The organism is Xanthomonas sp. F1, assembly GCF_014199855.1.
Genome location: NZ_JACHOK010000013.1, coordinates 24,642 through 48,325, shown reverse-complemented (window position 1 = coordinate 48,325; position 23,684 = coordinate 24,642). Strand labels below are relative to the sequence as shown.

Here is a 23,684-nt window from a genome sequence, read left to right as displayed (position 1 = left end):
GAGGGCCGGATGCGGGGAGGGCGCAGCCGCGCATCGCCCATTGCACCGCGCCTCGTGCCGCACCCTCACCCCAACCCCTCTCACCGGTGGGAGAGGGGCTTGCGGCATCGTGCGGCATCGCCGTGCGCCACCATGCAAAAAAATGCCCGCCGGAAGGCGGGCGAATTGCGTCATGGTGGGCACGTCGCTGCTTTCGGAACCGCGGCGGGAGGGCGTCCTCCCGCGCACGCTGCGCGGCGGCGAACGGCGCCGCCGCGCGGTCGGGCCTTACTGCCGCCCGACCAGGGTCAGGCCGCTGTAGCTGCCGCTCAGGCGCACGTAGTAGGTCGTGGCGCTGGACGGGGTGAGGCGCACCGTCTGGGTGGTGGTGCCGGGGCGGGTGGAGCGGGCGTCGGCACTGCTGCTGGTCGGCACCTTGCCGGCTGACACATACATCGCCACGTTGCCGGTGCCGCCGAAGGTCATGAAGCTGACCGTGCTCCCGGCCGCGGCCTGGAAGCTGTACAGCGCGTCGCCGCCCTGGCTGCTGAGGCCGCGCATCTCGACCTTGTTGTTCATCGTCTTGGTCGGCGGCACGCAGCTGCTGTCCGACGGATTGCACGGCGGGTTGGTGACCATCTGCAGCAGCATGTCCACGTCCAGGATGCCGGCGCCGATGGGGGTATTGGTGGCGATGGCGACCGGGAACGGCCGCGCACTGGCGCGCAGCAGGTCGCGCATGCCGGTCCAGGTGAATGGGGTCTTGGCGATGCTCTGCACCATCGCCACCGCCGCGGCCACGTGCGGGGACGCCATCGAGGTGCCGGCCATGCCGCCGATCTGCCAGTCGCTGGTCGGGCTCTGCGTGCCACCGTTGATCACCTGGAAGATGTAGCCGCCCGGGTTGCCGTCGATGTCGCCGCCGCCGCCCGGCGCGGCGAGATCCACGCGCGTGCCGTAGTTGGAGTAGCTGGCGCGGCCGCCGTTGATGCGCGAGGCGCCGACGCTGATGACGCCCCTGCACGAGGACATGGTGTAGGTGCCGGCATCGGCATTGGAGTTGCCGGCGGCGACCACGATGATGGTGCCCTTGGCGTTGATCTTGTCGATCGCGTCCTGGTAGAGCTGCGGGCAGCTGTCCGGGCCGCTGCTGCCCAGGCTCATGTTGATCACCTCGGCCGGGTTCGGATTGGTCGGCAGGCCGTCCACCGGCAGGCCGGCGGCCCACAGCATGCCGTCGGCGATGTCGCTGCCGAAGCCGCCGCAGGAGCCGAGCACGCGCACCGGCAGGATCTTGGCGTCGTAGGCCAGGCCGGCGGTGGCCAGGCTGTTGTTGGTGACCTGGGCGATGGTGCCGGAGACGTGGCTGCCGTGCCAGGAGCTGTTTTCCGGCGCATTGCCGCTGGCGCCCAGCGGGACGCAGTAGTCGGCCTCCACCCAGTCGCCCAGGTCGTCGCCGCCGGGCGCGCGGCCATCGGTGGCGCGGCGCGAGACGCGGTGGTCGGTGATCATGTCGTAGCCCGGCAGCACGTTGGCGGCCAGGTCGGGGTTGTTCTTGACCACGCCGGTGTCGACCACCGCCACCACCACGCCCTTGCCCGTGGAGCGGGTCCAGCCCTGCTCGGCGTTGACCCCCCCGACCGCGTTGTTGAAGTTCCACTGCAGCTTGGCGTAGGCCGGATCGTTGGGGGTGGTGGAGGCGGCGGCCGCGGCGACGGCCGGCCCGCGCACGCTGGCTTCGTCCAGGCGCTGGTACAGGCGGTCGACCTGCACCGATTCCACCGACGGGTCGGCCTTGAGTTCGTTGATGAAGGCGGCGCGCTCGCTGTCGCTGAGGTGGCGCGAGGTCTGCACCACGTGCCAGCCCGGTACCGCCATGTCGCGCAACACCTTGGCGCTGACCGCGCTGCGCAGGGTCAGGCCGTTGTTGGCGATCTGCGCGCGCTGCATGCCGCTGCGGGCCACTGCGCTGCTCAGGGTGGTGGCGAGCATGCTGCGTGCCTGGGTGCCGCCATCGCGGGTCTTGACGATGAAGCGCTGGCCCAGGTCGTTGGCGCTGGCCGATTGCGGCACCGGGCCCTGCACGCCGCCCATGCCGATGGTGGGAGTGGCCGCCTGCGCGGCACCGGCGAACAGGACGGCGGCGAGGGCGGCGGCGAGGGTGTTGGAAGACATCATCTGCGGATCCTGGAAGAGAGAGGAGAAGGAGAAACCCGCGGCGCACGCGGCGCCGCGGTACGTCACAGATCGATGCCCACGCCGATGCCGGCCGAGGACTCGCCGCTGCTGAAGGCGCCGCCCAGGCTGAACGAGGCGCGCTCGCCGATCTTGCGGGCATAGCCGATCGACAGCGCCTGCTGCCCGCCCTGGAAGCCGGCGCCGACCGACACGCGCCCACGCGGGCTTTGGGTGCCGGCGGCGTTGACCGCCATGTTGAGCATCGCCGCGCTCATCGCGCCGAGCCGGTCCATGCGCCGGTCCATGCCGTCCAGGCGATGCTCGGTGTCGGTGCGCAACTGGTTGAAGCTGTCGTCCAGCGCGGTGATGCGGGTGTTGGTGTAGGCGTTGGCGCTGCTCAGGGTGGCGGTGTTGCCGGCGCGCAGTTGCGCCACGTTGACCGCATCGGTGTCGGCGCTGCCGGCGGCGACGTTGGCGACCTGGCGCTCGTTGCCGGCGCTGCCCACCGACACCGTGTTGGCGCGGTTGGCGACCGAGCCCTGGCCCAGCGCCACCGAGTTGGCGGCGCTGGCCGAGGCGCCCTGGCCGAGCGCAGTGGCCGACGCGGCCGACGCGTTGGCGCTCTCGCCGACCGCCACCGCATTGGTCGCCACCGCGGCGACGCGGGCGTTGGCGCCGACCGCGGTACTGCCGTCGGCATTGACCTGGGCATTGCCGCCGATGGCGGTGTCGTTGGGGCCGTAGGCCAGCGACTGCGCACCCATCGCCAGGCCGTTGTTGCCGTTGGCGGTAGCCCCGGAGCCGACGGCTACGGCATTGGTGCCGGCACCGGTGCTGGGCGCGGTGGCCGCACCATCGCCGCCGCCGACGCTGATGCCGCCGGAACTGCCGATGGTGTTGAGACGGTTGCCGAAGCCGGTCAGCGCGGTATCGAGCGCGCCCATCGCCGAGCCCAGGTCGGTGTACTTGGTGCCCTGCACCAGATAGTTGCCGCCGATCAGGTTGCCGTTGGCGTCGACCACGCTGCCGGCGCCGAAGGCGGCGGCGACGTTGCGCAACTGCGCCAGGTTGACCGCATCGGTGTCCATGGTGCCGGCGGCCAGGTTGGTGAGCTGGCGCTCGCTGCCCGCCGCGCCGATGGACACGGTGTTGTCGCGTTCGGCCACCGACCCGGCGCCCAGCGCCACGCTGCGGTTGGTGATGGTCGACTTGCCGTTGACCAGGGTGGAATCGCCGACGCGCGCGCCGGGTCCGATCGCGATCGAGTGGTCGCCGAACACTTGCGCACCGGTGCCCATGGCGATGCTGTCGTAGAACAGCACCGGGGTGTCGAGGAAGAATTCGCCGTTCCACACCATCGCCCCGCCCAGGGCCAGGCTGCGGGTGCCGCCGGCCAAGGAGCCGTTGCCGAGCGCGGTGGCGCCGACGCCGCTAGCGAATGCGGCCGGGCCGACTGCGGTGCCGTCGTCGCTCTGCGCGAACGCGCTGGGGCCGACCGCCACGCTGCGGGTGCCCCAGGCGCGTGCGTCATTGCCGAAGGCGGTCGCCCACTCGGCGGTGGCCTGGCTCTGTGCGCCCACTGCGACGGCAGCGTACTGGTTGGCCAACGCGGTGGAGCCCACGGCCACGGTACGCTGGGAACTGGCCTCGGCCAGCGCGCCGACCGCGGTCGCGTTGTAGGCGGTGGCCAGCGCGCCGCCGCCCAGCGCGGTGGATAGCGGACCGGTGGCCTGAGTGGCCTGCAGCTGCATCCCTTCCGAACCGAATCCGTCTTCGCCCACATCGACGATGCCGCCGACGGCGACGCTGGAACGGTCGCTGGCGATCGCGCCGGCGCCGGCGGCCACGTTGAACTTGCCGCTGGCCTGGGCGCCGGCGCCCAGCGCGGTGGCGGCCATGCCGGTGGCGGAGGTCTGCTGCAGGATCTTCACCCCGCCGGACTGGTTGGAGTAGTCCACGTCGAGCATGCCGCCGATGGCGGTGGTGGAGATCTCGGTGGCCAGGCTGTTGTGGCCCACCGCCAGCGCGTGGTCGGCATAGCCGACCGCACCGCCGCCCAGCGCCATGGCGCCGGTGCCGACTGCCGAAGCGGCTTCGCCGGCGGCCAGCGCTTCGTCGCCGTCGGCGTCGGCGCCGGCATTGCTGTTGGCGCTGCCGGTGGCCTTGAAGTAGACGCTGGGGTCGTAGGTGATCGCGGTCGGGGTCGCGTTGGCGTCGGTGGCCGTGGCGTCGGTGCCGGTGGTGGCGGGCTGGGTGGGCGCGGTGGTGGTAGCGGTGGTAGTGGAGGGGGTCTGTGCCATGGCCGTCGATGCCAGGCACAACGCGCAGGCCAGGGCCAGGGTGCTGTAGGCGCGGGGCATCGGATGACGGGCGGCGGTGCCACGGGGGGAAGTGCAATCGTTCATGGCGATCTCGGGCTGGGAAACGGCAGGGCAGAGGGTGACGTCGGCGGCGCATGTGCGCCTCCGCATCGGTCAGGAGTGGTCTGGACGTCGCGCCGTCGTCCCCGGGCGCGCTCCGTCATGTGAACTTAGGCCCGCCGTCACCGGCTTGTCACCCGCAAGTTCTCGCATGATCATCACCGGATTCTCACTGAACGGGCTGGGCACGGCGGCATGAAGGCGTTCTGGAACTGGCTGGGCCGCGCGCCGCTGCTGGACGAGGTGGATCGGCGCAACGCGCGGGTGATCCAGCTGCTGCTGCTGTTCCTGGCGGTGACCATTCCCGCCACGATCGCGGTCGCGCTGGTCCTGGCCTGGCCGCAGTTGCGTGGGCAGGCGGTGCCAGCGGGCATGGTGGTGTCGCTGGGCATGAGCCTGTTGATCGGCGTGTGCGCGGCCATCGGCTTCGTGCGCGTGCGCCACGGTGCGTTGCGCGGCGGCGTGCGGCTGCTGCTCGGGGCGATGCTCGGCTCGCTGCTGGTCAATGCCGCCATCAATGGATTCCAGCGGCAACTGCCGGACCAACTGGCGCAGATGCTGGTGCTGATCCTGGCCGGCCTGGTGCTCGGGCGCCGCGCGCTGTGGGTGACGTTCGCCGCCCTGCTGCTGATGCTTGGTGTCGGCGTCGGCCATGACGCATTGCTGGAATTCGCCGATACGCCCGCACAAGCCTTTTTCAACGTGCTGCCGGTGTTGTTCAGTTACCTGCTGGTGGCGCTGCTGCTGGACCGCACCACCGAGGCGCTGCGCGAGAGCCTGCGCGAGTCCAACGCGCGTGGCCAGCGCCTGCAGCAGGAAATGCAGGAGCGCGAACGCGCGCAGACCCAACTGATCCACGCGCAGAAGCGCGAGATCACCGAGCGCATGGCCAGCGGCCTGGCCCACGACTTCAACAACATCCTGGCGGTGATGTCCGGCTTCGCCGCCACACGTCACGAAGACGACCTGGTCAGCGACGCGCAACGCATCGCGCAACTGGAGGACAGCCTGGCGGCGGTGGAGGCATCGGCCGAGCGCGGCATGACCATCGTGCGCCGGCTGCTGCGCTTCAGCCGCCGCGATGCCGAGCATGTCGAACGCTTCGACGCCGCGGCCGCGGTGGAGGCGCTGCAGCCGATGCTGCGGCAGTTGCTGGAAGCACGGATCGTGCTGCGCTGCGCGCTACCGGCGGCGCCGGCACCGATCCGCTTCGAGCGCAGCCAGTTCGACCTGATGCTGCTCAACCTGGCCTCCAACAGCCGCGACGCGATTGCCGACCGCGGCCATTTCGACATCGCCGTCTCCAGCGAGGACGGCACCACCGTCATCGAGGTCGCCGACGACGGCGATGGCATGCCGGCCGAGGTGGCCGCGCAGGTGTTCGAGCCGTTCTACAGCACCAAGCCAGCCGATCGCGGCACCGGCCTGGGTCTGGCCGTGGTGCGCGACCTGGTGATGCGCGCCGGCGGGCAGATCCAGGTGCACAGCACGGTGGGCGTGGGCACGCGTTTCCGCATCGTGCTGCCGCACGCCGATGCGGTGTCGACGTAGGGCGTGTCATCCATCCCCGAGCGATGACGCGGCCGTAGGCGCAGGCAACCGCGGCCCTTCGGGTTGGGCCGGCAGCGCGCCTGCCAGACCCAACGCGGCATACTCGGGAATTGGTGACACGCCCTAGCGTCTGCCGCGACGCACCGCGCGCCGTGCGAGAGGAGACGTCCTAGCCTGCAGGATCGAAGATATAGCCCTTGCCGTGCACCGCGGCCAACGGCAGCGGCTCGCCGCAGCGGCGCTGCACCTTGCTGCGCAGGCGGTGCACCATCGAATCCAGGCGGTGCGCGTCGAAGTCGTAGACGCGGTCGGTGAGGGCGGCGATCAACGCCTCGCGCGCCACCAGCAGGCCCGGCTGCTCGAGCAGGCGCAGGCACAACCGGCGTTCGCTGCCGGTCAGCGCGGCGGCGGCGCCGGAGGGCGACAGCAGGCACCAGCCATCCTCGCTCACCTGCCAGCGCCCGCGCGCCGGCGCCGCAGGCGGGCGCCCGCTCACGCGCCGCGCCAGGCTGTGCAGGGTCGCGGCCAGCAGGTCGATTTCCACCGGTTTGGACAGATAGGCGTCGGCGCCGCCAGTCAGGCCGCGGATACGGTCCTCGGTCTGGCCCAGGCTGGTCAGCATGACGATGCCGAGGTCCGGATACTGCAGGCGCAGCGCGCCGGCCAGGGTGAAGCCGTCGGTATCGGGCAGGCCGACATCCAGCACCACGATCTCGGCGCCCTCGCGCTGCACCCGTTGCTGCAGTTCCGCACCGGTGCCGCAGCCGTCGGCGGCGAAGCCGAAGCGGCGCAGGCCCGGCACCAGGATGCGATCGCGCAGTATCGGATCGTCCTCCAGGACCAAGGTGCGCAGGGCGGCGGCAGCGGGATCGGAAGTCATGCGCAGGCGCAGTGTAGCGGCAGCCGGCTGCTTGCGCGCGCCTGAACGGCAGCGCGCGGCGATTACGCGACGCAAACACCGGCGCTGGCAGACTCGCCGCTCCTCCGTCCCGGCGCCCACGATGGCCTCGCGAATCGAAGACTACGCCATGCTCGGCAACTGCCGCAGCGCGGCCTTGGTGGACCGTTGCGGCTCGATCGACTGGCTGTGCCTGCCGCGCTTCGATTCCGATGCCCTGTTTGCCGCGCTGCTCGGCGAACCCGACCACGGCCGTTGGGCGATCGCGCCACAGGGCGCCTTCACCAGCACCCGCGCCTACCGCGACGGCAGCCTGGTGCTGGAGACGCGGTTCGAGACCGACACCGGCGCAGTGGCGCTGCTCGACTTCATGGTCGCCAGCCACGACGAGGTGATGCACAACCACGTGGTGCGGATCGTGCGCGGCCTGCACGGCAAGGTGCCGCTGCGCATGCAACTGCAGTTGCGCTTCAACTACGGCCGCACCATCCCCTGGGTGTCGCAGATCGATGGCGGCCTGCAGGCGGTGGCCGGGCCGGATCAGATCGCGCTGCGCAGCCCGCAGGCCATGCACGGCCACGGCTTCGCCACCGAGTCCGAGTTCGTGCTGGACGCCGGCGAGAGCACCTGGTTCGTGCTCAGCCACGGCGCCTCGCACCTGGAACTGCCGCCATTGCTGGCGCCGGAGCAGGCGCTGGCGCAGACCGAGGCGTTCTGGCACGGCTGGTCGCATCGCTGCCTGCATGCCGGTCCATGGACCGAGGCGGTGCGGCGCTCGCTGGTGGTGCTGAAGGGCCTGAGCTACCTGCCCACCGGCGCGATCGTCGCCGCGCCGACCACCTCGCTGCCCGAACGCCTGGGCGGCGAGCGCAACTGGGACTACCGTTTCTGCTGGCTGCGCGATGCAGTGTTCACCCTGACCGCGTTGCGCTCGGCCGGCTACTTCGACGAGGCTGCCGCGTTCCATGGCTGGCTGCAGCGCACCGTGGCCGGGTCGCCGGACCAGTTGCAGGCGCTGTACGGCATCGGCGGCGAGCGGCGCATGTCCGAATGGCAGGTGGACTGGCTGCCCGGCTACGAAGGCGCTTCGCCGGTGCGCGTGGGCAATGCCGCGGTCGGCCAGTTCCAGCTCGACGTCTATGGCGAGGTGATCGCCGCGTTCCACCGTGGCCACCACGAGGGCATGGCCTCGGCCGTGCATGGCCGCTCGCTGGCGCGGCAGCTGCTGGAGGTGCTGGAACAGCGCTGGCGCGAACCGGACGAAGGCATCTGGGAAATCCGTGACAAGCGCCAGCACTTCGTCCATTCCAAGGTGATGGCGTGGCTGGCGTTCGACTGCGGCGCACGCGACGGCGTCACCGATGCCGATGCCACGCAACGCGCGCACTGGCGCGCGCTGGCCGACGAGATCCATGCGCAGGTGCTGGCGCAGGGCGTGCACCGCGACGGCTACTTCGTGCAGAGCTACGGCAGCGAGCGACTGGACGCGGCGACCCTGCTGATCCCCTTGGTCGGCTTCCTGCCGCCGGACGACCCGCGCGTGGCTGCCACCGCCGACGCCATCGCCGAACGCCTGAGCATCGACGGCCTGGTCGAACGCTACCGCGCCGACGACGCCAGCGGCGACGGCCTGCCGGCCGGCGAGGGCACCTTCATCGCCTGCAGCTTCTGGCTGGTGGAGAACTACACGCTGCTCGGCCGTGGCGACCAGGCGCGCACCCTGTTCGAGCGCCTGCTCGGGCTGTGCAACGACGTCGGCCTGCTGGCCGAGGAATACGACCCGCGCAGCGGCCGCATGCTCGGCAATTTCCCGCAGGGCTACTCGCACGTGGCGCTGGTCCACGCGGCGCTGCGCCTGCATGGCTTGATCGGCGAACAGGACACCCATCCATGAGCGATGCTTCCCAGACCACTCCTCCCTGCCTGATCGTGGTGTTCGGCGCCCGCGGCGACCTGACCCGGCGCCTGGTGCTGCCGGCGCTGTACAACCTGCGCCACAGCGGCGCGCTGCCCGAGGAATTCGCGGTGATCGGCGTGGACCACGGCGCGGTCAGCGAAGTGGCGTGGCGGCGCATGCTCGGCGATGCGATGCGCGGGCTGATGGCCGACCGCGACGCCGAGTTCAAGGCCGATGGCCTGGATGAGGAGGTGTGGGGCTGGCTGCGTTCGCGCCTGCACTACCTGCGCGGCGACTTCAACGACGCCGGCACCTATCGCAGCCTGGGCGCGCTGCTGGAGAAGATCGGCGCGCAGTACCGCACGGGCGGCAACGTGCTGTTCTACCTGGCCACCGCGGCGCGCTTCTTCGCGCCGGTGATCGAACAGCTGGGCGCGGCCGGGCTGGTCAAGCAGAGCGCCAGTGGCGGCTGGCGCCGGGTGATCGTGGAGAAGCCGTTCGGCCACGACCTGCAGAGCGCGCGCGAGCTCAATGCCATCGTTGGCCGCGTGCTCGACGAGGACCAGGTGTTCCGCATCGATCATTTCCTCGGCAAGGAAACGGTGCAGAACATCCTCGCCTTCCGCTTCGCCAACGGCCTGTTCGAACCGGTGTGGAACCGCGACCGCATCGACCACGTGCAGATCACCGCGGCCGAGACCATCGGCGTGGAAGGCCGCGGCGGTTTCTACGATCCCACCGGCTGCCTGCGCGACATGGTGCCCAACCATCTGTTCCAGTTGCTGGCGATGATCGCGATGGAACCGCCGGCGGCGTTCACCCCTGCCGCGATGCTGCGCCGGCGCGCCGAGGTGATCGAGGCGGTGCGGCCGCTGAGCCCCGCCGACGTGGTCCGCGGCCAGTACGCGGCTGGCGCGATCGGCCGCAACGCGGTGCCCGGCTACCGCGAGGAAGACACGGTGCCGCCGGATTCCAATACCGAAACCTACGTGGCGATGAAGTTGCAGGTGGACACCTGGCGCTGGGCCGGCGTGCCGTTCTATCTGCGCACCGGCAAGCGCCTGCGCGAGCGCACCACCGAGATCGCGATCCGCTTCAAGCCGGCGCCGCTGGCGCCGCTGCGCAGCGCGGAGATCGGCGGTTACGGTCCCGACTGGCTGGTGCTGCACATCCAGCCCGACGAGGGCATCTCGCTGCAGTTCGACGTCAAGCGTCCGGGCGCAAGGGTCAGCCTGGCGCCGGTGCGCATGGACTTCCGCTACCGCGACTGGTTCCCCAAGGAATACACGGTGGGCTACGAGCGCCTGCTGCAGGACTGCATGCACGGCGAGGCCGGCTTGTTCCAGGACGCGACCATGGTCGAGGCGGCCTGGACCATCGTGCAGCCCATCCTCGACGCCTGGCAGACCTCGGCCGATGAGACCCCGCAATACCCGGCCGGCAGTGCCGGCCCGGCCGCGGCCGATGCGCTGCTGGCGCTCAACGGCGGCCACACCTGGCGCACCCTGACCGCCGGGCGCCGCCCGCCGCCGCGGCGCCCGCCGGAGGCCGGTGCCACGACCGAAACCCGGCCGGTGACGCCGGCGCCGAAGCGTGGCGGGGCCAAGGCGGGCGATGCCTCGGCTGCCGCGACGCTGCGCAAGTCGACCAGGAGCAAGACCGCCTCGGTACCAGCGAAGACGTCGGCGGCGAAGACGGTCGCGAAGAAGACCGCGAAAAAAGCCGTCAAGCGCGCGGCCAGTAGCGCCGCGAAGCGTCCCGCACGCAAGCGCTGAAGCAGTGCCCCGGGCGCTGGCGTGCCCGTCAGTGCTCGGGGAGATGTCTCCATGTCACAAAGCGGTGCCGCGGGCGCTGGCGTGAGCCCCAGCGCTCGGGGAGATGCCTCCATGACAAGGCGGGCGAATGCGTGGCGGTTGGATCCTGCAGTCGGGGCTGAAGCCCCTCCCACAATGGAAGGATGGGCGGTGTCCAGACATCGCGCGCTTGCGAGCATCGGCCTTGGCGAACCGGCATGTCATGCCTGCCCCTATCGTCCCTGCTTTCGCCGCCAGTAAAAGCGTCGCCGCCGCGGACGCGTTCGACCGTCATTGTGGGAGGGGCTTCAGCCCCGACGCGACCATGCCGGATGACGCCCGCAGCATGTCGCAATCCGGGTGCAGCTTGGCGATTGGTCAGTCTCCCCATCGCCACCCGGGCGCGGCGCACACGGCGGTGGCATGCCCGCCGTGAGCGGCAGCAATGCGACCGCAACGCATCGCACACCCGCAACACATGCAGACCATGTGGCCCTGGTCACGCCCACGCCACCAGTCTCAACTGCGCGGCTGCCCCAAGCCCGTCGCATCCGCCGGCCCGGCCGTCGGATCGTTGACGTCGGCCTCGAACAGCTTGGTCAGGTCGGCGCGTGCCGCACGGGCGGTCTGCACCACCGCGGCATCGTCGTCGTAGACCAGGTGCTGGGCGCGCAGCAGTTGCGTGTCGTGCTCGCGGAAGCGGGCGATGCGGTCGCGCGCGGTGGCCGCGTCCAGGCCCAGGCCGAGCAGCACCTGCTCGCTCAGCTCCAGGCTGGAGGCGAACACTTCGCGGAACGGTTCGGCGCCCAGGTCCATCAGCCGCCAGGCGTGCTGGCGGTTGCGCGCGCGGGCCAGCACCTTGGCGGTGGGGTAGAGCCGGCGGATCAGCCGCGTGGTCTTGATGTTGGTCTCCGGGTCGTCCATCGCCACCACGAAGATGCGGATGCCGTCGCTGCCGGCCGCGCGCAGCAGGTCCGGGCGGCTGGGGTCGCCGTAGTAGAGCTGGTTGCCGAAGCGGCGCAGGTCTTCCACCGTGTCCGGGTTGTGTTCCAGCGCCACGAACGGGATGCGCTGTGCGGTCAGCAGGCGCGCCACGATCTGGCCGAAGCGGCCCATGCCGGCGATCAGCACCTGCGCGCGCTGCGCGTCCACGGCGTCGTACTGCGCGGCCGGCGGTGGTGGCTGCTTGCCCTTGCCGGCCTCGTTGCCGCCGAGCAGGCGCTGCATGCCGATCAGCAGCAGCGGCGTCAGCGCCATCGACACGCCGACCACCGCGACCAGGCGGTCGTGGGTGGCGTCGTCGAGCAGACGCACGCGCTGCGCCTCGGTGAACACCACGAAGGCGAACTCGCCGCCCAGCCACAACAGGCTGCCCAGCAGCAGCGCACTGCGCCAGGGCAGGCGCAGCACGCGGCCGATGCCGGCCAGCAGCGCGAACTTGACCAGCAGCAGCGTGGCCACGGCGCCGGCGATCAACCACGGCTCGGCGACGATGCGGTCCAGGTCGATGCCCATGCCCACGGCGATGAAGAACACGCCCAGCAGCAGGCCCTGGAACGGCTCGATCTGTGCTTCCAGTTCGTGGCGGAACTCCGAATCGGCCAGCAGCACGCCGGCCAGGAACGCGCCCAGGCTGGGGCTGAGCCCGGCCTTCTGCAGGAACCAGGCGTTGCCCAGCACCACCAGCAGCGCGCTGGCGGTGAACACCTCGGGCATGCGCGTGCGCGCCACCGTGCGGAACAGATGGCGCAGCACGAAGCGCCCGCACAGCACCACCAGCGCGAGCGCGCCCAGCGCCTGGCCCACTTCCGTCCAGGTCAGGGTGTCGTTCTTGGCGCCGCCGAGCAGCGGCACCGCGGCCAGCAGCGGGATCGCGATCAGGTCCTGGAACAGCAGGATGGCGAAGCCGAGCCGGCCGTAGTCGCTGTTGAGCGCCTTGCGCTCGGCCAGCAGTTGCAGGCCCACCGCGGTGGAGGACAGTGCCAGCGCCAGGCCGATCACCAGCGCGCTCTTCCAGTTCAGACCCACGCACAGCGCCAGCGCGCCCAGCGGCAGCGCGGTCAGTGCGACCTGGGCCGAACCGGCGCCGAACACCGCATGCCGCATCACCTTCAATCGCGCCGGCGACAGCTCCAGGCCGATCAGGAACAGCAGCATCACCACGCCGATCTCGGCGGCGTTGAGGATGCGCTCGGTGTCCTGCACGAAGCCCAGCCCGTCCGGCCCCAGCACCACGCCGGCGGCCAGGTAGGCCAGCACCGCGCCCAGGCCCAGGCGCTTGAACACCGGCACCGCGATCACCGCGGCCAGCAGCAGCACCAGCGCCAGTTCCAGGCCGCCGCTATGCACGAGTCGTCTCCATCGCCGCATTATGCGGCCGCCAATGCGACCGTCTGCTGACCCGGGCTGGGTGCGGGGTGTCCGATGGGCTCTGCGAATCCTTGGAGGTCGAGGCCGGATGGGCGGCGGTGTTGCTGGCCTTGCTGTGGAGGAGGAGGTCGCCTCCTGGATCAGGCGCTGTGCTTGCGCGGTCGCCTCGCCTGTGGCTCGGTCGCGTCGCGACCGAAGGGCGCCTCGAGCAAGCACAAGCGCACACGCGTAGGAGCGGCTTCAGCCGCGACCGTGCCTTACCGGTAGAGCCTCGTCGCGGCTGAAGCCGCTCCTGCGAGACAGCGCGATGCGCGGCAAAACAGGTGATTCAAGGTGCCCTGAAGGCGCTCCCACACGGCATGACTTGCAGCGGTCGAAGTCGTGTTGAATCCAGCAGCACACGCGAGCCGTGAGCACCGGGCAGCCGACCGAAGCCCCTGTGGGAGGGGCTTCAGCCCCGACGCGCGGAGGCCGGAATCGCGACAGTGCACCCTGTCGCCGAACGCGCGCTACGGTCGGCCGCAAGCCCTGGATCATCCCCGCGCCGCGGCCAGCCGTGTACCGTTAGCGCATTCGCTTGCCTCTGCCGCCGCCATGAGTACCTACCACCTGCAGTCCGTGTTCCGCCCCGCTTCGGTCGCCATCGTCGGCGGCAGCCCGCGCGAGCGTTCGGCCGGGCGCGCGGTGGTGCGCAGCCTGCGCGCGGCCGGGTTTCCGGGGCAGATCGGCTGGGTCAGCCCGCGGTATCGCGAGATCGACGGCGTGCCCACGGTGCGCCGCCTCACCGATCTGCCGTGGGTGCCGGATCTGGTGGTGATCACCGCGCCGGCGCGGATGGTGCCGCGCATCGTGTCGATCGCCGCCCGGCGCGGCGTGGCCGCGGCGATCATCCTCACCGCCGGGCTCGGCAGCGGGCCGGGATCGGCCGCGGCGCGGGTCGAGAGCGCTGCGCGCGCCAAGGGCCTGCGCATCCTCGGCCCGCACTGCCTGGGCGTGATCGCGCCGCATGCGCGGCTCAACGCCAGCATCGCCGCGCACTGCCCGCAGCCGGGCGACCTGGCGCTGATCTCCGAATCCAGCGCCATCGCCGCGGCGCTGGTGGAGTGGGGCGTGGCGCGCGCGGTCGGCTTCTCGGCGGTGGTCTCGCTGGGCGACGCGCTGGACGTGGATTTCGCCGACCTGCTCGACTACTTCGCCACCGACTACCGCACCCGCGCGATCCTGCTCTACGTCGAACACATCCGCGACGCGCGCAAGTTCATGTCCGCCGCGCGCGCCGCGGCGCGCGCCAAACCGGTGGTGGTGGTGAAGTCGGGTCGGCAGCTGCGCATCGATCCCAACGCCGACACCCACGTGCAGGCCCTGGCCAGTTCCGATGCGGTGTACGGCGCCGCGTTCGCCCGCGCCGGCTTGCTGCGGGTGCGGGCGCTGGACGAACTGTTCGCTGCGGCGGAGACGCTGGGCCGGCTCAGCACCTTCCCCGGCCGGCGCCTGGCCATCCTCAGCAACGGCGGCGGCGTCGGCCGCCTGGCGGTGGATACGCTGGCCGATCTCGGCGGCACCCTGGCCGCGCTGTCGGCACCCATCCAGCAGCGGCTGGACGCGGCGCTGCCGCAGGAGTGGTCGCACCGCAATCCGGTGGACATCGTGGTGGACGCCGACGGCGAACGCTACGCCGCCGCTGCTGGCGCGCTGCTGGAGGATCCGGAGAACGATGCGGTGCTGGTGGTCAATGTACCGACCGCGTTCACATCCTCCGCCGAGGCGGCGCAGGCGCTGACCCGCATCCTCGGCCAGCGTCCGCGCCACCACCGCGACAAGCCGGTGTTCGCGGTGTGGCTGGGCAACGACGAAAGCGCCACCGCCACGCTCAACGCCGCGCGCATTCCCACCTACGCCACCGAGGCCGACGCGGTGCGCGGCTTCATGCACCTGGTGCGCTACCGCGAGGCACAAGCGGCGCTGATGGAAACGCCGCCGAGCCTACCCGACGATTTCGCCTTCGACGCCGCCGCCGCGCGCGGCATCGTCGACGCCGCGCTGGCCGCCGGGCAGACCTGGCTGGACCCGCTGGCGACCACGCGGCTGCTGGCCGCCTATGGCATTCCCACCGCGCCGGTGGCGCACGCCGCCGATGCCGAGGCCGCGGCGCAGGTGGCCGCGCCGATGCTGGCGCAAGGCTCGGCGGTGGCGGTGAAGATCCACTCGGCCGACATCCCGCACAAGTCCGACGTGGACGGGGTGCGCCTCAACCTGGTCAGCGTGGAGGCGGTGCGCGATGCCGCCGAGGGCATCCTCGCCCGCGCGCGCGCCGCGCGGCCGGACGCGCGCATCGACGGCGTGCTGGTGCAGCCTTCGTTGCTGCGGCCCAAGGCGCGCGAGCTGATCGCCGGCATCGCCGACGACCCGACCTTCGGCCCGGTGATCGTGTTCGGCCGCGGCGGCACCGCGGTCGAGGTGATCGACGACAAGGCGCTGGCGCTGCCGCCGCTGGACCTGCGCCTGGCCCACGAACTGATCGGCCGCACCCGCGTCAGCCGCATCCTCAAGGCCTACCGCGACGTGCCGGCCGCCGACGAGCGCGCGGTGGCGATGGTGCTGGTCAAGCTGGCGCAGCTGGCGGCCGACCTGCCGGAGATCCGCGAACTGGACATCAACCCGCTGCTGGCCGACCGCGACGGCGTGATCGCGGTCGACGCGCGGGTGGCGGTGGCGCCGTCGCGGCGCCTGCACAAGGGCCGCGGCCATCCGCGCTTCGCGATCTTCCCGTATCCCAAGGAGTGGGAGCGGCGCATCGTGCTCAACGACGGCAACGCTGCGCTCGTGCGCCCGGTGCGGCCGGAGGACGATGCGCTGTTCCGCAGCTTCTTCGCCCGCGTCACCGACGAGGACCTGCGCCTGCGCTTCTTCCAGGCGGTCAAGCATTTCAGCCACGAGTTCATCGCGCGCCTGACCCAGCTCGACTACGCGCGCTCGATCGCGCTGGTGGCGATCGAGCCGCGCAGCGGCGACATGCTCGGCGCGGTACGCCTACATGCCGACGCCGACTACGACCGCGGCGAGTACGGCATCCTGATCCGCTCCGACCTCAAGGGCCACGGCATCGGCTGGCAGCTGATGCGGATCATGATCGAGTACGCCGGCTGGCTCGGCCTCAAAGTGGTCGAAGGCCAGGTGCTGCGCGAGAACCGCACCATGCTGGCGATGTGCCAGCAGCTCGGCTTCAAGGCCACGCCCGATCCGGACGACGCCACGCTGATGGACGTGGTACTGCCGGTGACGCAACACTGAGGGCGGCGCTGCGATGTCGACGTTCTCGCCCAGCGTCTTGAAGCCGCGCCACGCGATCCTGTCCGGCCTGCCGGGCGATGCCGCGCTGGAGATCCTGCTGCGCCCGTTCCTGCATGCCGGCGAGATCGTGGACACGGCGATCCGCCTGGACGGTATCGCGCTGCCCTCGCTCAGGCTCGGCGAGCTGGCCGGCCAGCGCTTCGACTTTCCGCGCAACCCGCAGGACGGCTACATTGATGGCGCGCTCTACCTGGCAGGCGCGCACCATCCGGTCGACGTCGACACGCTGACCTTCAACCTTTCGCGCGACGGGCAGCTGATGCTCGTGGTCAAGGGCGTGTACGCGTTCGATGTCGAAGGCCTCGACGAGCTGGGCGCGGTGCCCTTTACCCTGGCGGCACGGGTGAGCACATGCGCGCTGTAAATGGCGTAGGCCACGCAAGCCCCAGCGCACATCGGCACCGCTCCCCACGGGTTCAGTGGCGATCATGAAGTACATCGCGCGGTACTACGACGGCGACACTTTGCTGCGCGCGCGTCAATTGCTACGCGAGAAGGGTATCGCCACGCACGTCGTGCAGGAGGAGTCGCGAAGATTGGGCGAGCAATGGGCGCTGTTCGTCTGTTTCAACGCCCAGGCCGAGGACGCGCTGCGCGTCCTTCACGATCCCAGGCATCAACCGGAAACCAGGATCGATGTGGCAGCGTTCGAGCAGCGCATGGCGACTGCCGACCTGCGTCTGCTCACCCGTGCCGCCAGCATCGTGTTCGTGATCGCAGTACCGGTGTTATGCGCCTTGATCTATCTGCTCTGGCGCTACGCCTGAGCCGCCGCATCCGACCCGCCCTCAGGAGTTCCTCATGCCGTTCAAGCCAGAGCGCTACACCTCGGTCTCGCCGTATCTCATCGTCGACGGTGCGCAGCGCACCATCGATTTCCTGGTCGCGGTGTTCGATGCCGAACCGCTGCGGCAGATTCCCAGCGAGGGCGGCCTGCTCGCGCATGGCGAGGTGCGCATCGACGATACCGTGGTGATGTTCTGCGATGCGGTCGAGGGCTGGCCGGCGGTGCCGGCGCATGTGCACGTCTACGTCCGCGACGTGGATGCCGCCTACCAGCGTGCGTTGGCCGCCGGTGCGACAGCAATACAGGCACCGGAGCAGAAGGACGATCCGGACCGGCGCGGCGGCTTCCGCGACGCCGGCGGCACGACCTGGTGGGTCGGGCAGCAGATCGGCTGAGCGAGCGCAGGCGGCAGCACGCCTGATGCTGCTCATCCCTGTGTCCTTTCGCCGCGCTGGGCACGGGCCGTACCTGCCGGCGCCGTCGGACGGCGCGCGGCAGGCGTGGCATTGCGGCGGTTACTCCAAGTCCTGGTTGCTCAGCCCGCGCTCGACCGGGTACACGGTCGGCGGCGGGGTGGTGGAGCGCATCAGCTTCAGCGACGTCTTGCTCTGCTCGCACAGGTTGCCGCCGCTGACGAACACGCCGTCCTGGGTGCACTTCCAGTCGTAGAAGTTGGCGATGCCGCCGGCCAGCTGCAGGCTGTAATCGGTGCTCTTGGCTGCCGCGTCGAAGGGCTGCCCGGCCGGAATGTTCTGGAACCAGCGCATCCACTCCTTGGAACCGACCGGCGGCACCTTGTCCGGTGCCTGGAAGGTCGGGTTCATCGGCGAGAGCTGCGGCGATTCGGCGGTCATGTGGCAGCTCATGCAGGAGCTGATGGGGTTGTCCACCGGGCCGTTGAGGCGGCCGTTCCAGCCCAGGTGGGTCGGCGGCAGTTCCGGCCTGGCGTTGATCGCCGACTGCAGGATGCGCGGATTGATCCGGGTCTGGGTCGGCTGCTTGTTGGTGTAGTCGTCGCCGCTGTTCTGCGGATCGTTGCCCCACATCACGCCCACCGGCACCAGGTTCTGCCAGCCGGGCTTGCCGCTGACCGCGCCGTTGTACTGGAAGGTGCCGAAGATCCAGCCGGTGCCGGGCACGCGGCTGTCGCGCACGGCGAAATCCATCTGGATCAGGGCCACTTTCTTGAACGAACGGTCGGCGGACTTGAAGCTGTTGGTGACCCAGGCGTTCCACAGCACCGGGTTCTGCAGGAACGGCACCTGGCTCAGGTCCACGTCGGCGAACAGCGCCTTGCACACCACGGTGCCGTCGCGGAAGGTGTTGGGCTTGGTGGTGAAGCTCGGGTCCGGGTTCTGCGGGTCCTTCCACACCTGGCCGAAGGTATAGGCGCCGACATCGTTGTAGATGCCGACCGCGAAGGTCTGGCCGGTGGTGAGCTGGGTCGGCGCCAGTTGCTTGACCTGGATCTGCGCTTCCTTGGTCAGTCCATGCACGCCTTCGCGCCCGAGCGGGCCGTAGTGCTGCCAGGGCGCGTGGTACCAGCGCCGCACCTTGTTGTTCTGCACGTACCAGTCGCTTTCGACGTTGCCTTCCAGGCAGTAGGCCTTCACCGCGTCGGCGTAGCCGCGCCAGGCTTCGAAGTTGTTGCTCAGCGGCTTGGGCAACTGCTGGAAGAAGGCCGGCAACGGGCCGCTCGGCGGCTGTTGCGGATAGTCCTGGCTGAGCTGGAACAGCGGCCCCTTGTAGGTGGAGGGCGGCGCGTAGCCGAAATCCGGAAACCGTCCAGCGGAGGCGGCGCCGCTGGCAAGGGTCAGCACGGTGGCGATGGCGAGAATGCGCGGATGGGGCAGTTGCATGATGGACCTCCGGTCGTGTGCGTCGGTGCGTGCGGGCGATGCCGCGTCCTGTGTCCGGACATCCCTGGCCCCGGACCGGCCGCACGCCCGCGTTGCTGCGCGGCCGCCATGAAGGACTCCCGCCGTGCCGCAGGCACGCGCGCGCATCCGGCTGCGCGCGCAGACGAAGCGGGAGACGCGTTGGGAGGTGGCAACGTCCACCGCCGCCGTGCAGGGGCGACGGCGACGCTGTGGAAGCGGCAATGCGGTGGAACCGGCCTAGCGGACCGAAGACATGTCCATGTCGCTCTCCTGACCCCGTGTGGAAGGCAACTGCGCTGAAGGATCCTGTTGCGTCGAGCGTGGGGGAAACGCGCGGACCCGGCAGGCAGCATCGGGGGACGAATGCTGCGGGGGCGGCGCCATGCGGCGGCCGCGATGCCGGGTTGCGCGTCGATGGCCGGTACCGCGCGGTGTGCGGGCATCGGTGTACTCGACGCTTCGGACTCTAGCGAGCGCCGCGCAGCCGGTGGTAGACAGTTGTCGCCGCCCGCGCTGCGGCGGCGAACGGCTTGCGGGCCGTTCCGGCGCGCCGACCGCGCCTGCCGCGTGGCCGCCCAGCGCGGACGGCCCGGCCGTGGCATGCTGCGCGCGGGGCCGTGCCTGGCGGAAGTGGGCAGGCACGGTGGGGGCGATGGACGCACCGGGTACGGCGGCGTCCATCGCGGCGATGCATTTTCTTGCGGTGACGCCATGCGCACGCACGGGACCTTGATTCAGTGGAACGAGGAGCGCGGTTGCGGCCGGGTGCGCCTGGCGCATCGCGAGACCGAAGCCGAGGTGCAACGCGCGGCGTTTCCCGCAGACGGCGTGCCGCCGCGGGTGGGCGAACTGATCTCCTTCGACCTGGAGCACGACGCGCAGGGACGGCCGCGTGCCTTGCGGGTGATGCGGCCTGGCCGTGCACCGGCAGTGTCGACGCGCGCGGAGGCCGCGCCGCGCGTACGTCGCGGCCGCTGGCTCGGCGTGCTGATGCTGCTGGTGGTGCTCGGGGGCGCGGCCTATGCGGCACTGCGCTTCGGGGCGGCACCGCAAGTGACCACCACAGCGCCACCAGCGCCCGCTTCGCCAGCCGCAATGGCGCGCGCCTCGTCCGCGACGGCACCCGCATTCCACTGCGACGGCCGCACGCACTGCGCACAGATGACCTCCTGCGCCGAAGCGGTGTATTTCCTGCAGCACTGCCCGGGCGTGGAGATGGACGGCAACCACGATGGCGTGCCGTGCGAGCGGCAGTGGTGTCGTAGCGGGCGTTGAGCACCTGCCGCCGAGTGTGTTGCGCATGGTCTTGACCAAGCCGTGATCCGTCTTCGCCTACGGTCAACGATTGCCTGCAGGTGACGCATGACCGAGCCACGCCTTCCCCCCGCCAAGACCCGCGTACTGTCGCTGGGCCTGTTCGTCTTCGTCGCGATCTTCGCCGCCATCGTCTGGTCGCTGCTGCGTCCGTACGGCTCGGTGTACTTCTTCCCGGTGCATTTCCTGGTCGGGCTGGGCATGCCGTTCCTGTGCTATGCGCTGGGCGCCAACCGCGCCGCGTTCCTGGCCGGGCTTGGGCTGACCGCCATCGTGCTGGTGCTGTTCAACCTGTGGGGCGACCAGGTCGGCGGCATCGGCCCGCGCGTGTTCGACTGGGCGCACGCCGTGGCGGGGATGCTGGGCATGCTGCTGGCCTACGGCGTGTTCCGCCTGTCCACGCGTGTGCGCCAGCGCCACACGCGCTGAGCCGCGCTCACTCCGCGTCGTCGCTGCGGGTGAACGGCGCCAACCGCAGTTTGACCCGGTGCTCCACGCCGGCCGGGCACTGCCCCGGCGCCGGTCCGCGGAAGTAGCTGCGCTGCCAGCCTTCGCGGCTGGCGTCGGAATCGGGCTGCTCAAGATCGTGCAGGAACTGCCCGCGGCTGCGCATCCATGCCTGGTGTTCGCGCTCCAGCTCCGGTGTCTGCGACAGCGGCTGCCAGCGCGGCTCGGTCTCGGCCAGCACCCGTCGCTGCACCGGGAAGAAGTGGCAGAACGGCTCGCCGGCCTCGAACCGCACCCGGCCGGGGCGGGTGAACTGCCAGTTCATGGTGAAGGTGTACGGGCTCCAGTCGGTCTCGATCAGCCCGGTGAGCCCGGCGATGCCGTCCTTGGGCCGATTCACCGGCGCGGTGACGTACAGGTCCACGCCGGCCTCGGTGCGGAACAGGCAGGGCACGTGGAAGGTCAGCACGCCGTAGCCGAAGTGGCTGACCGCCGGTGCGTGCGTGCCCGGCGCCGGCTGCACGCGCAGGTCGTCGAGCGCATTGCCGCCGTTCCACTCGGCCTCGAACGCGGTCTGGCACAGCAGCTCCCAGCCGTGCGCATTGGCGATGTCCAGCGGCAGGCAGCGGTAGGCGTAGCGCTCGGCGGTCCGGTCCATCCACGGCCGCTCGCGCGGTGCCGGGCGCACGTCCAGGGTGTGGCCGTCGAGAACGTGGGCGGTGAGTTTCATGGCGCAGGCAGGGCGATGGACCAGCGCCGAGTGTGACGCCTCGCCGCGGCCTTGGCGACCGCGGCGCCGTGCGCGATGCTCAGGCTGCGTCGAAGTCCAGCAGCGCCACGCCGTCGCCGACCAGCTCGCCCTCGCGCACGCGGAAGCCGTGCACGGTGCCATCGGCCGGCGCCTGCAGGGTGTGCTCCATCTTCATCGCCTCCAGCACCAGCAGCGGCGTACCGCGGCGCACCTGGGTGCCGGGCGCGACCAGCAGGGCGACGATGCGCCCCGGCATCGGCGCAGTCAGGCCGCCGTTCTCCACCGCCGGCTGGTCCGCCTCGGCGACCGGGTCGTGGCGTTCGAACAGGTAGCCGTGGCCGTCGACGAACAGGTGCAACTGCGTGCCGGCGAACACCGCATCGGCTTGCAGCCGTTGCGTGCCGAGGAACGCGGACAGGCGGCCGTCGCGCAACTGGCCGCTTGCCTCGAGCACGTCCTGCGCCTGCGCGGCGTGGATCCGCCAGCCGCCGGTATGCGCGGTCAAGTGCAACGTGCGTTGCGTGTCGCCATGCTGCAGCGTCAGCGCACGCGGCGCCGGTGCGCCCAGCCGCCAGCCGTCGCGCAGGTCCCATGGCGACTGCGGATCGGCAGCCTGCGCGGCCGGCGCTGCTTCTTGCAGTTGCCAGGCCAGCGCGGCCAGGCTCCACAACGTGTCCGTGGTCGGAGTGGGGGTGTCGAACAGGGCGGCGTGCTCGCGCTCGATCAGCGCGGTGTCCAGGTCCGCCTGCGCGAACGCGGTGGTGCCGACCAGGCGCTGCAGGAACGCGGCATTGGTCGACACGCCGACCACCTGGCACGCGGCCAGCGCCGCCTGCATGCGCCGTAGCGCGCGCTCGCGGGTCACATCCCAGACGATCAGCTTGGCGATCATCGGATCGTAGTGCGGGCCGATCACGTCGCCCTGTTCGACGCCGGCATCGACCCGGGTATGCGCATCGGCGGCGGGCAGGCGCAGGTGTTGCAGCGTGCCGATCGAGGGCAGGAAACCGCGCGCCGGATCTTCGGCGTACAGCCGCGCTTCCAGTGCATGGCCTTGGATTGCCAGTTCGTGCTGGCGCTGCGGCAGCGGCTGGCCGGCGGCCACGCGCAGTTGCCACTCGACCAGATCGGTGCCGGTGATGCACTCAGTGACCGGGTGTTCCACCTGCAGGCGGGTGTTCATTTCCATGAAGTAGAACGCGCCATCGGGCGCGACGATGAACTCCACCGTACCGGCGCCGACATAGCCGACCGCGCGCGCGGCCTCCACCGCGGCCTGGCCCATCGCCGCACGTCGCGTCGCATCCATGCCGGGTGCGGGCGCTTCCTCCAGCACCTTCTGGTGGCGGCGCTGCACCGAGCAGTCGCGCTCGAACAGGTACACCAGTTCGCCGTGGCTGTCGCCGAACACCTGGATCTCGATATGCCGCGGTCGCAGCACGTACTTCTCCACCAGTACGTGCGCATTGCCGAACGCGGCCTGCGCCTCGCGCTGGCAGGCGGCGAGCGCGGCGATGAAGTCGTCTTCGCGATCGACCCGGCGCATGCCCTTGCCGCCGCCGCCGACGCTGGCCTTGATCAGCACCGGGTAGCCGATGGCCGTGGCCTGCGCGCGCAGGAAGTCCGGATCTTGCTGCTCGCCGTGGTAGCCGGGCGTCAGCGGCACCCTGGCCGCCTGCATCAGCGCCTTGGCCGCGCTCTTGTCGCCCATGGCGCGGATCGCCGCCGGTGGCGGCCCGATGAACGCCAGCCCGCGCGCGGCGCAGGCCTCGGCGAACTCGGCGTTCTCGGACAGGAACCCGTAACCGGGATGGATGGCCTGGGCGCCGCTGCGTTGTGCGGCTTCGAGGATGCGTTCGCCCAGCAGGTAACTCTCGCGCGCCGGTGCGGCGCCGATGTGCACGGCTTCGTCGGTCAGGCGCACGTGGCGGGCATCGCGGTCGGCATCGGAGTACACGGCCACGGTGGCGATGCCGAGCTTGCGGCAGGTGGCGATCACCCGGCAGGCGATCTCGCCGCGATTGGCGATGAGGATCTTGTCGAAGGTCGGCAGGTCGGGGGTGGCCAT

Annotated in this window: 16 protein-coding genes; 9 read left to right on the top strand and 7 right to left on the bottom strand. The window is 70.8% G+C overall.

From position 1 onward, the window contains the following. Window positions 1-267: 267 nt before the first annotated feature. Together GGR71_RS19685 and GGR71_RS19680 are read right to left on the bottom strand one after the other, a co-directional pair. On the bottom strand, window positions 268-2,154 hold the full coding sequence (locus GGR71_RS19685) for a S8 family peptidase (protein WP_237474271.1): 1,887 nt from the start codon (window positions 2,152-2,154) through the stop codon (window positions 268-270). A 65-nt stretch (window positions 2,155-2,219) separates the two neighbouring features. After that, window positions 2,220-4,562: a YadA family autotransporter adhesin gene (locus tag GGR71_RS19680; RefSeq protein ID WP_160958287.1), complete on the bottom strand. Its 2,343-nt coding sequence runs from the start codon at window positions 4,560-4,562 to the stop codon at window positions 2,220-2,222. A gap of 210 nt (window positions 4,563-4,772) precedes the next feature. Here GGR71_RS19680 and GGR71_RS19675 point away from each other — a divergent pair, with 210 nt between their 5' ends. Further along, entirely contained in the window at window positions 4,773-6,128 is a 1,356-nt protein-coding gene (locus GGR71_RS19675; RefSeq protein ID WP_160958285.1) for a sensor histidine kinase, read from the top strand. 169 nt (window positions 6,129-6,297) lie between these two features. On the opposite strand, the gene GGR71_RS19670 is transcribed toward GGR71_RS19675, so the two are convergent. Further along, the gene (locus GGR71_RS19670) at window positions 6,298-7,008 is read right to left on the bottom strand and encodes a response regulator transcription factor (protein WP_017908633.1); all 711 of its coding nucleotides are present in this window, start codon (window positions 7,006-7,008) and stop codon (window positions 6,298-6,300) included. Between the two features lie 121 nt (window positions 7,009-7,129). Here GGR71_RS19670 and GGR71_RS19665 point away from each other — a divergent pair, with 121 nt between their 5' ends. Together GGR71_RS19665 and zwf are read left to right on the top strand one after the other, a co-directional pair. Next, the gene (locus tag GGR71_RS19665) at window positions 7,130-8,920 is read left to right on the top strand and encodes a glycoside hydrolase family 15 protein (RefSeq protein WP_160958282.1); all 1,791 of its coding nucleotides are present in this window, start codon (window positions 7,130-7,132) and stop codon (window positions 8,918-8,920) included. Continuing rightward, window positions 8,917-10,698 (top strand): glucose-6-phosphate dehydrogenase, encoded by a 1,782-nt coding sequence (gene zwf / locus GGR71_RS19660; RefSeq protein ID WP_160958280.1) that lies wholly within the window; start codon window positions 8,917-8,919, stop codon window positions 10,696-10,698. Before GGR71_RS19665 ends, zwf begins: the two co-directional genes overlap by 4 nt. 537 nt (window positions 10,699-11,235) lie before the next feature. Here the strand turns inward: zwf and GGR71_RS19655 are convergent. Continuing rightward, on the bottom strand, window positions 11,236-13,065 hold the full coding sequence (locus GGR71_RS19655; RefSeq protein ID WP_160958277.1) for a monovalent cation:proton antiporter-2 (CPA2) family protein: 1,830 nt from the start codon (window positions 13,063-13,065) through the stop codon (window positions 11,236-11,238). A gap of 615 nt (window positions 13,066-13,680) precedes the next feature. On the opposite strand from GGR71_RS19655, the gene GGR71_RS19650 reads away from it, so the two are divergent. The 4 genes from GGR71_RS19650 (at window position 13,681) to GGR71_RS19635 (ending at window position 17,619) form a co-directional block, all read left to right on the top strand. After that, window positions 13,681-16,377, top strand: a complete 2,697-nt coding sequence (locus tag GGR71_RS19650) for a bifunctional acetate--CoA ligase family protein/GNAT family N-acetyltransferase (protein ID WP_160958274.1) — start codon at window positions 13,681-13,683, stop codon at window positions 16,375-16,377. A gap of 13 nt (window positions 16,378-16,390) precedes the next feature. Next, entirely contained in the window at window positions 16,391-16,801 is a 411-nt protein-coding gene (locus GGR71_RS19645; protein WP_160958272.1) for a hypothetical protein, read from the top strand. A gap of 64 nt (window positions 16,802-16,865) precedes the next feature. Then, complete coding sequence (locus tag GGR71_RS19640) at window positions 16,866-17,204, top strand: hypothetical protein (RefSeq protein ID WP_160958269.1); 339 nt, start codon at window positions 16,866-16,868, stop codon at window positions 17,202-17,204. Window positions 17,205-17,238: 34 nt separating this feature from the next. Beyond that, window positions 17,239-17,619 (top strand): VOC family protein, encoded by a 381-nt coding sequence (locus GGR71_RS19635; protein ID WP_160958266.1) that lies wholly within the window; start codon window positions 17,239-17,241, stop codon window positions 17,617-17,619. Between the two features lie 120 nt (window positions 17,620-17,739). On the opposite strand, the gene GGR71_RS19630 is transcribed toward GGR71_RS19635, so the two are convergent. Next, a complete protein-coding gene (locus GGR71_RS19630; protein ID WP_048489171.1) occupies window positions 17,740-19,083 on the bottom strand; it encodes a hypothetical protein in 1,344 nt (447 codons plus the stop codon). A gap of 519 nt (window positions 19,084-19,602) precedes the next feature. Between GGR71_RS19630 and GGR71_RS19625 the strand changes: the two genes are divergently transcribed. Both GGR71_RS19625 and GGR71_RS19620 read left to right on the top strand, forming a co-directional pair. After that, window positions 19,603-20,379: an excalibur calcium-binding domain-containing protein gene (locus GGR71_RS19625; RefSeq protein ID WP_456362644.1), complete on the top strand. Its 777-nt coding sequence runs from the start codon at window positions 19,603-19,605 to the stop codon at window positions 20,377-20,379. Window positions 20,380-20,466: 87 nt separating this feature from the next. Continuing rightward, on the top strand, window positions 20,467-20,847 hold the full coding sequence (locus GGR71_RS19620; RefSeq protein ID WP_160958260.1) for a hypothetical protein: 381 nt from the start codon (window positions 20,467-20,469) through the stop codon (window positions 20,845-20,847). A 7-nt stretch (window positions 20,848-20,854) separates the two neighbouring features. On the opposite strand, the gene GGR71_RS19615 is transcribed toward GGR71_RS19620, so the two are convergent. Together GGR71_RS19615 and GGR71_RS19610 are read right to left on the bottom strand one after the other, a co-directional pair. After that, entirely contained in the window at window positions 20,855-21,595 is a 741-nt protein-coding gene (locus GGR71_RS19615; RefSeq protein ID WP_160958258.1) for a DUF6065 family protein, read from the bottom strand. A gap of 79 nt (window positions 21,596-21,674) precedes the next feature. Further along, window positions 21,675-23,684 (bottom strand): acetyl/propionyl/methylcrotonyl-CoA carboxylase subunit alpha, encoded by a 2,010-nt coding sequence (locus GGR71_RS19610; RefSeq protein WP_160958255.1) that lies wholly within the window; start codon window positions 23,682-23,684, stop codon window positions 21,675-21,677.